Raw genomic sequence first — 12,561 nt, forward strand, 5'->3', positions numbered from 1 at the left:
TCGTCTTCTTTGAGAATGCTCCTACTACTACCCCGGTTAACAATGCTCCCACAGGTTCACCCACAGCCACTTTAGGCAACACTGCTGAAGATACAGAGATTACCATTAATGCTGCTGACTTATTAACAGGTTTCAGTGATGTTGATGCTGGTGATACTCTCTCAGTTGTGAACTTGACTGCTGATAATGGTGTATTGGTAGACAACAATGATGGAACTTATACCTTCACCCCTGATGCTAACTTTAATGGTGCAGTTAATCTTTCCTACGATGTCACTGATGGTACAGATACCTTAACTGGACAAACTCAGACTTTCTCTGTCACCCCAGTTAATGATGCACCCACAGGTTCACCCACAGCCATTTTAAGCAACACTGCTGAAGATACACCCATTATTATCAATGCCTCTGACTTGTTAGCAGGTTTCAGCGATGTAGAAAGTGACACTTTATCGGTAGTTAATAATGGTCCATTTCGCGTAACTGCCACCAACGGTACAGTGGTAAATAACGGGAATGGGACTTATACCTTCACCCCAAATCTTAACTTTAATGGTGCTGCCACCCTTCGCTACGTTGTGACTGATGGTCAAGGTTTCGTTAGAGGAACTCAGACTTTCTCTGTGACTGCGGTTAATGATGCCCCCATAGCTACTCCCAAGTTTATCACTCCAATTACCAACCCCTTCGGACTGACGGATGTGGGGGGTTTTGCTACACCCACCTTTGCCGATATTGATGGGGATGGGGACTTGGATGCTTTTGTAGGGAGTCAAGTCGGCGATACCCTGTTCTATCGCAACACGGGAACTGCCACTGCACCCACCTTTACTCAGGAAGCCACTAACCCCTTCGGTTTGACGGATGTGCAGGTACGGGCTAAACCTACCTTAGCCGATATTGATGGGGATGGAGACTTGGATGCTTTTGTGGGTAATATTGACGGCAATATCGTGTTCTACCGCAACACGGGAACTACTGCTGCACCCACCTTCACCCTGGAAGCCACCAACCCCTTCGGACTGACGGATGTGGGGGATTTTGCTGCACCCACCTTAGCCGATATTGATCATGATGGGGACTTGGATGCTTTTGTGGGTAATATTGATGACAATATCGTGTTCTACCGCAACACGGGAACTGCTGCTGCTCCCACCTTTACCCAGGAAGCCACCAACCCCTTCAGACTGACGAATGTGGGTAGCGAGATATTTGCTGCACCCACCTTAGCCGATATTGATCATGATGGGGACTTGGATGCTTTTGTGGGTAATCGGGATGGCAATACCCTGTTCTTCCGCAACACCGGAACTGCTACTGCACCTACCTTCACCCTGGAAGCCACCAACCCCTTCGGTTTGACGGATGTGGGGCTTTATGCTGCACCCACCTTTGCCGATATTGATCATGATGGGGACTTAGATGCTTTTGTGGGGAATCTGGTTAGCTCTATCGTATTCTTCGAGAATACATCCGCTACTACTTTAAGCAACACCACCGAAGATACAGCCATTATCATCAATGCGGCTGACTTGTTAACAGGGTTCAGTGATGTAGAAGGTGATACCATTTCCGTTGTGAACTTAACTGCTGATAACGGTGTATTGGTAGACAACAATAATGGAACTTATACCTTCACCCCAACTGCCAACTTTAACGGTACTGTCACCCTTTCCTACGGTGTGAGTGATGGTACAGATACATTAAACGGACAAACTCAGACTTTCTCTGTCACTCCTGTTAATGATGCACTCACAGGTTCACCCACTGCGACATTAAGCAACACTGCTGAAGATACAGCCATTACCATCAATGCTGCTGACTTGTTAGCAGGTTTCAGTGATGTTGATGCTGGTGATACTCTCTCAGTTGTTAACTTGACTGCTGATAACGGTGTATTGGTAGACAATAATGATGGAACTTATACCTTCACTCCAACTGCTAACTTTAATGGTGCAGTTAATCTTTCCTACGATGTCACTGATGGTACAGATACCTTAACTGGACAAACTCAGACTTTCTCTGTCACTCCAGTTAATGATGCTCCAGTAGGTTCACCCACAGCAACTTTAGGCAACACTGCTGAAGATACAGCCATTATCATTAATGCTGCTGACTTGTTAGCAGGTTTCAGTGATGTAGAAGGTGATACCTTATCCGTAACTGGTTTAACTGCTAATAACGGTGGTTTAGTTGATAACGGTAATGGAACTTATACCTTCAACCCAACTGCTGACTTTAATGGTGCAGTTACCCTTGACTACGGTGTGAGTGATGGTACAGCAACTTTAACCGGACAAACTCAGACTTTCTCTGTAACTCCTGTTAATGATGCTCCTGTAGGTTCACCCACTGCAACTTTAGGCAACACTGCTGAAGATACAGCCATTATCATTAATGCTGCTGACTTGTTAACAGGTTTCAGTGATGTAGATGCTGGTGATACCTTATCCGTAACTGGTTTAACTGCTGATAACGGTGGTTTAGTTGATAACCTGGATGGAACTTATACCTTCACTCCAACTGCTAACTTTAATGGTACTGTCACCCTTGACTACGGTGTGAGTGATGGTACAGATACTTTAGCAGGTCAAACTCAGACTTTCTCGGTGATAGTTCCAAATTCCCTTGAATCTGACTACACCATTTTTAGTCGTAATATAAGCGGTAAACAGTTTACCGTTGAACTTACTGGCAATGATCCTGTTTACAAAATTGATGATATTGCCATCAATCAGCCTCTCAACGACTTCCTGAGCGCGTCAGTATTCGAGCTTGGCGGAACAGTGGTCAGTAGTGGCACAATCAATGAGAATGCACTCGAACATTTTGGTGGAACCCAAAATCCAGCCATCACCAAGAACACGGCTGATCAAGTTATTATCCGCATCGGAGGTTCAGGGGTAGCAGGTAATTACAAAGCTGACTTTAACAGTGATGCTGATGCCGATGCTTTTCGGGCATTCGCACAGGATCTCCTTGGCACTGATCCCACTAAAACCAAAATCTTCCAGTTCACTGGCAGTACCAATGGTGGGTCTAACAGCATCAATATCTTCACCAATGACGAGATCATTTTATTGAACCCAGATTTAACCGATGGTTTACGCACTACCGACAGCCTTGATTTTACTTGGTCAGGTGCTGACACGGCTGGGACACAAGTTCGCAATAACTTTAATGATTTCATCGGGGAGATGGGCAACCTGTTTGGCGGTAATCAACTGATGAATGCCGATATTCATGTGATTCCCACCCTCAATGAAGCCGAACTTCTCGGAACTCAGGTGCAAATTAGTAATGGCATTGGTGGCACAGAAATTTGGGGCTTTAATACCCAGCAAGAAGCACAAAATTTCTTAACTTTCTTTGACAGTACGGTTGACGCTTTCTTGTAAAACGACCAGGGTTTTGAACAGAATCAAAAAATCTACTCAAATCTCTTCATTTAGAGGAATACTACTACACTGACACAGAACGACTTTATCTCTGTTTAAGTGGATTAGATATCTCTGATTGAGAATATAGAGACGTTCCATGGAACGTCTCTATAAAAGTTTTCGGTATATCGTATTATTTGTTTAAAAATATTTAACCATTTACGTAGGCAAAATTGTAATCAATGATTATTAATGGTACTTCCAATAACGATGAGTTAACTGCCCAACAAGGTGATCAAGTCTTTGGATTTGCAGGTGATGATATCTTAGATGCAGCTAATGGTGATGGAAATAACATCCTTGATGGTGGATCTGGCAACGATCAGCTTTTTGGTAATAATAACGACACCTTAAACGGTGGTGATGGAAATGATAGCTTATATGCTAAAGGTAATTCCGGTAATAACATCCTCAATGGTGGCGCTGGAGAAGATGACTTATATGCTGAAGGTAATTCCGGTAATAACATCCTCAATGGTGGTGATGACAGCGATCGCTTGTTTGTCTTAGAAGGCGATAATAACAGCCTGAATGGTGATGCTGGAGATGATGAGCTTTATGTCATAGACGGTAGCCTTAACACTCTCAAAGGCGGGTTTGGTAATGATTTTCTTCAGACACTCAGCATCACAGGCAATAACACCCTAGAAGGTGGTGAAGGTGATGATACTCTGATGGGAACACTGGCGAGCGATAGGTTATTTGGTAATGATGGAAATGACTCACTCTACGCTGGTAAACAAGGTACTAAAATGATTGGCGGTAATGGATTTGACCGCTTTTATTTTGGTAATGGTTCAGTTCCTAACGTACCCGCAGAAGTATTAGATTTTACAAAAGGTGATGATAAAGTTGTTATTGCTGGCATCCCTCAAGTCCATAATTTTGAAGACATCATTCTAGAGCAAGTTGGAAATGACACAAATGTCAAAGCTCTAATTGATGGTAGTGAAAGAAACTTGGGCATTTTACGAAATGTCCTCAGCAGTGATCTAGGTGCATCTAATTTTGATTTTATAATTCCTGTTTTCTCAATTACTGATGCTGCATCTATTGAAGGTAATGATATAACTTTCACTATTACCCGCACCGATGATATATTAATTGATCAAACAGTGACTGTATCCACATCCATAAATACAGGAGATACAGCCAGTGTTTCTGACTTCACGGCTCAAACTCAAACCATCACCTTTGCTCAGGGAGAAACCCAAAAAATCTTTACTGTTTCCAGCATACTAGATAGCTTATTCGAGAGTGCGGAAACTTTCACTGTGACTTTAAGTAATCCCACAAACGGATCAATCATCAGTTCCACAAATGGCATAGCCAAGGGAACTATTAATGATGAAGATATACCTCTAGCCGTTATTACCAACAACAGCATATTTAGTATTAAAGGAGTTGGTGATACAGTCAGACTCAAAGCCACCTTAATAGAAAGCAATTCTACTTTTGTCAACGAACTTGGTGTATTTGTTGTTGACAATGCCGAAGGTAGAATTAACGGTATTGCACCAGGGGAACAAGGTTATAATGAAGCGGCTCTTACCCTGGCAAAAACCCAAAGTGAAGGTGTTTTTTCTGCCATTGCTAATCTTCCTAATCTGTTTAAAACCGACATTGAAACTAATAGTCTGACACGACTACTGGAATTTGATTCTGGTAGTTACTTACAATTCTTTTTAGTCAAAGACGGTACAGTTGATTCTTTCAAAGCCGGACTCATTGAAAATACCAAAATTTTATTTGCTGATTCCTCAAACCAAATCATTACACAAGAAGAGGGTAATGTTACAATTTCCTGGAAAGAAAATACTACTGGGACAACCTTCAATTCTCTAGTAGTGAAGATAGAATCAACAGATGAATCCTTAACTATAGGTACAGCACTACAAGAAGAAAGCCAAGCCAAATTAATTGATTTACGAGATGTATCAGGTTTGGTAAAAGCAGACTTTTCTGTGTTTAGAGAAGCTGCATACAAAAACGAGGTCTATTTTTACGCAGTAAACAATGCTCAAGGACAAATTGGCAGCCTGGAAGCAACTTCAGCTAATAGAACCGATTACTTACAAGCAGCCATTAACAATCTGATTAAAGATGGAGAAACTGGTGAAACCATCAAATTTGCTGTTTCTAACCAGGGTCAATTCACAGACAGTGCCATGATTACAGGTGGTTCAATCTTCGCTCCCATGATCATTATCAATGGTACTTTGTCACAGTTGACTGATAATAACACTGATAATGATCCTCAAGTTTATTTCCCTTACTTGGGAGTCAATTCTGATGGAGTAGACCACATTCGCTTATTAGCAGACAATACATTTGGTTTCGAGGATTTATCTGGTGGTGGTGATTTGGATTACAATGATTTAATTATTAAATTGAACTTCACCGTCTAAGTCGGCAAGAAAATCCTGGGATAGATGTTTTCAGAAAATCTCAGGAGTTACCAGACTTAAAAAGAAAGGTAAACATGACAGTTTTACTCTAGAAGGAACGGTAAAAATCTTAGGTAATCACAAAATATAAGTTCCCAATTAGAAATCTTTATTGAAAAGAGAGATAATACATTTTGAAGTGCGGAATGTGGGATACAGCGGGTTCCGCTCTTATGAGGTACATCTTAGCCCCCTCATCGCTTGCGGGGAGGGGGTTGGGGGTGGGGTTCTTGTACTTCATAACACCGGGAAGTGCTGTAAAATAACAAAACAATTATCATTAATTTAACTTCTGCTATCTTACGTCACCTGTAGACGATAGTTTATGGATTCTTTTCCGGTTGAAATAGCTGCATCTTTAAATCTAGAAATTTCTCAGATCGATTCATTACCAATAGTCCTTTCTCCTAGCGCACAACCTAACAATAAATTTCCTAAAAATGCAATTCGTAGCAGTTTACAAGCTTCTACAGCAGATGCTATTTTTTCAGGAATTTTCTCTCTGACTACTGGTGGAATTTTGCTTAGTAATTTGTTGGTAGAGTTAGGTGCGAGTCCATTTATATTTGGAATGCTGTACTCAATTCCCATGCTGGTGAATCTGATTCAACCCTTGGGTGCTTATTTCTCAGAACGCACTACTAGTCGCTTTCAATATTCGCTGTTAACTTATGGAACTTCTCGCTTACTATGGCTGATTTTATTAATTGGTATTGTTGGTGTCAATTACGGAGTTGTCAACTCTCAGCAATTGATAATATTAACATTATTAATTGTTTTTTTTAGCCATCTTTTAGGAGGTTTAGGCAGTGCATCTTGGTTGAGTTGGATAGCAACAATTGTGCCTCGGCGTTTGCGAGGTAGGTATTTTGGAATACGTAATAGTGCTGCCAGCTTGACAAATTTAGTTTTTGTACCTTTAACTGGTTTTGCTGTATCACATTGCTATGGTGGCACTATTCAAGGTTATGGAGTAGTTCTATTTGTAGGTATTATTTTAGGAATAATGGGGTTAGGTTGTCAGTATTTCAAAATTGATGTGAATCCCAAATTACAAAATACATTTCATGCCAATTCATCACCAGAAATAACTGCATCAATACCCATTTTTCAAAATTATGTGAATGAAAATGTACAGCAAAACTCTAATTTTTGGAGATTTCTGCTTTACTTCAGTTTATGGATGCTATCGATTAATCTTAGCGCCCCATTTTTTAATTTCTATCTACTGGAAATATTGAATTTAGATGTGAGTTGGGTAACTGTTTATGGCAGTATTCAAGCGGGGGCAAATCTACTGATGTTAATTCTGTGGGGTAAACTAGCAGACAAAATCGGCAATCGTCCAATTTTAATTTTGATTGGGATTCTGGTTGCAGTTACCCCATTGCTATGGCTTTTAATTGGTAATAGTAGCCTGACATTCTGGCTATGGTTGCCACTATTACACATTTTTATTGGCGGTACTGGGGCAGCAATTGATTTATGTAATAACAATATGATGTTAGGAATTGCCCCATCAAAAAACCAATCTATCTATTTTGCGATCGCAGCTGCCATAGCTGGAGTAACTGGTGCGTTAGGGACAACAATTGGTGGTTTTATTGCCCAATTCCCTCAATTTGGAGGTTTACTAGGGTTATTTGCCCTTTCTAGTATTTGCCGACTCGCTGCACTTATCCCACTAATTTTTGTTCAGGAAAAAGGGAATAGGTGATTGGTAATGGTTTATTAATCTCCCCATCTCCCCATCTCCCCATCTCCTCAATCTTCTACTCCGCAGCTGTTGAACTCAAACTCATTGTTTCCCACAAAACCATATTTGGTGCAGTTGGTAGAGGTTGGTGCAAAGCAATTAGCTGTGCCAATGTATTTTTTAATTGGGTACGAGATACAATATCATCCACAAACCCATGCTTGAGTAAATCTTCGGCCGTTTGGAAATCTTCGGGTAGTTTTTCCCGTAAGGTTTGCTCAATTACCCGTCTTCCAGCAAAACCAATAGTAGCTTTAGGTTCGGCGATGATAATATCACCTAACATTGCAAAACTAGCGGTAACGCCTCCTGTGGTGGGATTTGTTAACACGGGAATGTATAATAAGCGGGCATCTTGATGGCGTTGTAAAGCTGCGGAAATTTTCGCCATTTGCATTAATGACAGCATTCCCTCTTGCATTCTTGCACCACCAGAAGTGCAAATGATAACTACAGGATAGCGGCGTTGTGTGGCTTGTTCAATCATGCGGGTGAGTTTTTCACCGACAACGGAACCCATGCTACCACCCATAAAGCGGAAGTCCATGACTCCTAAAGCGATAGGTAAACCGTTGATCTGACCTAAGCCTGTTTTGACTGCATCTATTAAACCGATTTTTTCTTGAGTTTCCCGCAAGCGATCGCTGTATAGTTTGCGATCGCGGAATCCTAAAGGATCGGTGGGACGCAAATGTTCATCTAGGGGGTTCCAGGTATTGGCATCAATTAATTGTTGGATACGCTCATCACTATCCACACGATTATGATGGCCACATTCTACACAAACCATTTGATTAGCTTTCAAGTCTTTGGCATAAGTTAAAACGCCACACTTGGAGCATTTGTGCCATAAACCATCGGCAATTTCCCGTTCTTGGCGTTCTAAATTTGTAGATCCTGATTTACGTCGATTTGCAAACCAATCAAATAGAGACTTTAAACCGCGTGATTCTTCGTTGTTTGCCATTTTTATCTTATTTTAAGTAGGTATGAGGTTCAAAACAGGTCAATCAATTGGAGATTTGAGATTTTGGATTGACTTCACCCAATTTTTGGTGGGTATTGAGAATTGTTTGATTTGAGATGGGTGATTTTTTTCTGCTTGACTAAATCATAAAACTATGCTTTAAGCAATTCAGTTGATGATAGCGATGGACTTAGTTGTAATTGCTAATTGCATATTTTATTGGGGGTAATATCAAGTCACAAACTAATATTACCAAAATCTAAAGAATAAATGGGGTAATCGAGGTTACAGTCATAGGCCGATGTCAGTTGTGGATGAGGGGGTAATGGGTAAATAGGCAAAGAATGAGAAAAAACATTGAAAATTTGTGTTTGAATTGGGAATTAGAAAATTAGCTGGAAATTTGAATTTTTCTATGATTTTGTCTTCTTGATGTCAAGATACTGGCAAAAATAGCCGCAGGTAGGAAGACAAAATAGCCTCACCGCTAAATACAGCAATTACGGCTCCCAAAGCTAAAAAAGGACCAAAAGGCATCTTTTGTCCCATTTGGTGGCGTGACAGCATAATGGCGACTCCACCTACTACTGCTCCCAAAAAGCAGGACATAAAAGCAGCTATGAGTAAATACTTCCAACCTAACCAAGCTCCCATCATTGCGGCTAATTTAGCATCACCTGCACCCATGACAGCTTTACCATAGGCGAAAGAACCCAAAATTGAGATGCTATCAAATAGCCACAAACCTACAACGGCACCAGCTATACCAAATATAAGTTGATTTACCAAACCTATCCAACTAGTTTCTGTTAAAAAACCGACACTCATTTGAAAGATTAAGCCCAATACCAAACCAGATTTAGTTAGTGGACCGGGTAAAGTCATTGTGTCCCAATCTATGAGAGATAAGGCCAATAACCAACTGCAAAAAGCCCAATAACCTATGGTTAAAAATGAAAATTGAAATACCCAAAATACTATTAAAAATATGATCCCCGTTATCCCTTCGACTACTGGATAACGGAGAGAAATCTTGGTTTGACAATAACGACATCTTCCCTTTAACCACAACCAACCGAAAACAGGTACATTATCATAAGCCTTTAATCTGTTTAAGCACTGAGGACAACGAGAAGGCGGCCAAAGTACGGATAATCCAGCGGGTAAGCGATAAACTACAACATTGATAAAGCTACCAATAGCTGCACCTAAAGCGAAGACAATGATACTACTAGGGACGAAAATCAAAATGTCCATATTGTCGTTAGTCGTTAGTCGTTAGTCGTTAGCCATTGGGTTATTAACCTCCCCCTGCTTCCTGTTTCTCTAACTATTTATTGTCACCTGTCACCTGTCACCTGTCACCTGTTCCCTGTCACCTGTTCCCCATTCCCTAATACATATACGATTCAATTTGATTCAAAGGTATAAAACATTCTTGTGGTAACAGAATTGGTTGCTGTGTAAAAATCACCTTACCCCGATGAGTTAGACGACTAATGGCTACTCCTGAAGCTTGCCCCACAATCTCAGGATGTACCTCACAGTAGGTATAGTAGATTAGCCCTGCGGCTTTGATCACGGCGGGATCTAGCAAAGGCGTTGGATTTGCTGGGGCAGTAAAATTACCCTGTCCTTGTAGTGAAGCGTACACTATTAGTTGTTATGTTAATGATAGATTTGCTTCTAGTTTATCCGAAACTTTTCGCAAAAAACGCTAAAGTTTTCCGGACAATTTTCAGTCCCATATATTCAAACTATTTTGTTTCCAGAATTTGAATTAAAACATCACCCATAGCACGACAACCTAAAAGATTCATTCCTGGGGACATAATATCTCCTGTGCGATCGCCTTGTTGTAAAACCTGTAACACTGCATTTTCAATCAAGTCTGCTGCTGCTGGTTGATTTAAGCCATAGCGTAACATCATCGCCGCACTTAAAACCTGTGCCAAGGGGTTGGCTTTATCTTGTCCTGCAATATCTGGTGCTGAACCATGAACAGGTTCATATACACCAGGTCCAGAAGCACCCAAACTAGCAGAAGGTAACATCCCTATACTACCAGTCAGCATGGCCGCCGCATCCGAGAGAATATCCCCAAACAAGTTACCAGTGACAATAGTATCGAACTGCTTGGGAGCGCGGACTAACTGCATAGCTGCGTTATCTACATATAAATGAGATAATTCAATATCTGGATATTCTGAAGCCAGATTAGTGATTTTTTCGCGCCAAAGTTGCGATACTTCTAATACATTAGCTTTATCTACAGAACAAAGTTTTCCACCACGTTTTTGCGCTGTTTCAAAAGCAACTCGTCCAATTCTCTCAATTTCCGATTCGCTGTAAACCATCGTATTTACACCACGTCTTTCACCTGTTTCCGTAGCAAAAATACCTTTTGGTTTACCGAAATAAATCCCCCCTGTGAGTTCCCGCACCACCATAATATCTACACCTTCCACCACTTCCCGTTTCAAGGTGGAAGCGTCTATTAACTGGGGGAGAATTTTTGCAGGACGCAAATTAGCAAATAGTTCTAAACCTGCTCTTAGTCCTAATAAACCCGCTTCAGGACGTAAATGAGAAGGCAGAGAATCCCATTTATAACCACCAATAGCAGCGAGTAAAACTGCATCACTGTGGCGACAAGTATCTAGAGTTGCAGCAGGTAGGGGTTCTCCGGTTGCGTCAATAGCTGCACCACCGATGAGGGCGGTTTGAAAATCAAAAGAAATATCAAAACGGTTACCAACGACTTTTAGCACGTTCACTGCTACAGCCATAATTTCGGGTCCGATGCCATCACCGGGAAGTAGGGTTATACGGTAGTTTTGAGTCATAGCTTCAGTTAAATATAGCTCCAGTTATATGATGTAAAAGCTCAGGCAGATTTACCATAATACCCAATTAAGTGTCACTAACTGTCAAGCGACCTGAGAGTTTAATAATTTTGGCGACTATGACCATGCAGCCATACTTGTCACACCAGCAAAGTCACCATCTTCAGTTTCACCAATGACATAAATACAATAGCAACAAGAAATACCCAATAAATACATATATAAATTGCTGAATTTAGACTCAAGAAAATTATCTAAAGCTTGATATGCTTGAATATAGTCTTCATCAAAATCATCTTCATATTCTGAGACTGGAGTAAATTGTCTAAAGGGAAAAGTTCTAGCAAATCCAATTGCATCTAACAAATTATTCAACATTAATTCTCTAGTTTTTCCCAATTTGACAACATAACCTTTATCTGTAAAACCTTCATAAAAATTTGGTTCATAAAAATCTAAATCTTTTAATAGAGTTTCTAGTTGAGTCAACAACTTTATATTTTCTGCTGTTTGTGGTTGATAAACTGGAAGTAGTGATGATCCTACAGTATATTCACCTGTAGGATTATATTCTCGACACTCTCCTTGTATTTGAGGAGAAATACCAATCCATTCTCCCGATTTTGTCAGTCCCAACATGATATTAAAAGTATCTGGTAAGTGTGGATCATGTAATAATCTAATTTCAGCCGCTTCTAAAAATAAAGTATTGTTTTTAAGCAATTCTATGACAGTTTTGTGTGTTTCTGTTTTTTGCCAAATATCCTCTATATAATCATCTAGATTTATAATTCTCATGAACTTACCACCCTCTGCGTAAAAATCAAAATTGGGAGTTTCGGATCTGAGTAAATTTTCTATGGTAAATTCTCCTTGAGTTGCTACTTCCCAAAGAAAAGGATTGATAGGGTCACTCGAATCACTCCAAGGAAATTCTAATCCTGTTGTTACTTCTGTAAGTTGCTGTAAAAGTTCAGCATTTTTGCTTTTCATGACTTACCAGTATTTCCTATAACTATATAAACTTATTTTAAACCTAAAATACTTACACAACTTCACATACTCTTTATTAAATGCCTCTATTTTTAGTTATAAATACTGAAAA

8 protein-coding genes are annotated in these 12,561 nt (G+C 40.3%); 3 read left to right on the forward strand and 5 right to left on the reverse strand.

The genetic code is table 11. From position 1 onward, the window contains the following. From VB694_RS09815 to VB694_RS09825, 3 genes are all read left to right on the forward strand, one after another. The coding region (locus tag VB694_RS09815) for a cadherin-like domain-containing protein (RefSeq protein WP_323360130.1) at window positions 1-3,398 on the forward strand (3,398 nt) is incomplete at its 5' end. A 224-nt stretch (window positions 3,399-3,622) separates the two neighbouring features. Then, the gene (locus VB694_RS09820; RefSeq protein ID WP_323360131.1) at window positions 3,623-5,848 is read left to right on the forward strand and encodes a DUF4114 domain-containing protein; all 2,226 of its coding nucleotides are present in this window, start codon (window positions 3,623-3,625) and stop codon (window positions 5,846-5,848) included. 364 nt (window positions 5,849-6,212) lie between these two features. Then, window positions 6,213-7,604 (forward strand): MFS transporter, encoded by a 1,392-nt coding sequence (locus VB694_RS09825; protein ID WP_323360132.1) that lies wholly within the window; start codon window positions 6,213-6,215, stop codon window positions 7,602-7,604. A gap of 55 nt (window positions 7,605-7,659) precedes the next feature. Here the strand turns inward: VB694_RS09825 and accD are convergent, their stop codons facing one another. From accD to VB694_RS09850, 5 genes are all read right to left on the reverse strand, one after another. Next, complete coding sequence (gene accD, locus VB694_RS09830; protein WP_323360133.1) at window positions 7,660-8,610, reverse strand: acetyl-CoA carboxylase, carboxyltransferase subunit beta; 951 nt, start codon at window positions 8,608-8,610, stop codon at window positions 7,660-7,662. 435 nt (window positions 8,611-9,045) lie between these two features. After that, window positions 9,046-9,867: a prepilin peptidase gene (locus VB694_RS09835; RefSeq protein WP_323360134.1), complete on the reverse strand. Its 822-nt coding sequence runs from the start codon at window positions 9,865-9,867 to the stop codon at window positions 9,046-9,048. Between the two features lie 136 nt (window positions 9,868-10,003). Then, entirely contained in the window at window positions 10,004-10,264 is a 261-nt protein-coding gene (locus VB694_RS09840) for a hypothetical protein (RefSeq protein WP_323360135.1), read from the reverse strand. Between the two features lie 103 nt (window positions 10,265-10,367). Continuing rightward, window positions 10,368-11,456, reverse strand: a complete 1,089-nt coding sequence (leuB, locus tag VB694_RS09845; RefSeq protein WP_323360136.1) for a 3-isopropylmalate dehydrogenase — start codon at window positions 11,454-11,456, stop codon at window positions 10,368-10,370. A 117-nt stretch (window positions 11,457-11,573) separates the two neighbouring features. Next, complete coding sequence (locus VB694_RS09850; protein WP_323360137.1) at window positions 11,574-12,449, reverse strand: nuclease A inhibitor family protein; 876 nt, start codon at window positions 12,447-12,449, stop codon at window positions 11,574-11,576. Window positions 12,450-12,561 lie beyond the last annotated feature (112 nt).

The organism is Anabaena sp. UHCC 0451 (genome assembly GCF_034931405.1).
Classification (GTDB): domain Bacteria; phylum Cyanobacteriota; class Cyanobacteriia; order Cyanobacteriales; family Nostocaceae; genus RDYJ01.

Coding starts and splice junctions, on each gene's coding strand:
- VB694_RS09820 (WP_323360131.1), top strand. CDS start 3,623: ATGATTATTAATGGTACTTCCAATAACGATGAGTTAACTGCCCAACAA.
- VB694_RS09825 (WP_323360132.1), top strand. CDS start 6,213: ATGGATTCTTTTCCGGTTGAAATAGCTGCATCTTTAAATCTAGAAATT.
- accD (WP_323360133.1), bottom strand. CDS start 8,610: ATGGCAAACAACGAAGAATCACGCGGTTTAAAGTCTCTATTTGATTGG.
- VB694_RS09835 (WP_323360134.1), bottom strand. CDS start 9,867: ATGGACATTTTGATTTTCGTCCCTAGTAGTATCATTGTCTTCGCTTTA.
- leuB (WP_323360136.1), bottom strand. CDS start 11,456: ATGACTCAAAACTACCGTATAACCCTACTTCCCGGTGATGGCATCGGA.
- VB694_RS09850 (WP_323360137.1), bottom strand. CDS start 12,449: ATGAAAAGCAAAAATGCTGAACTTTTACAGCAACTTACAGAAGTAACA.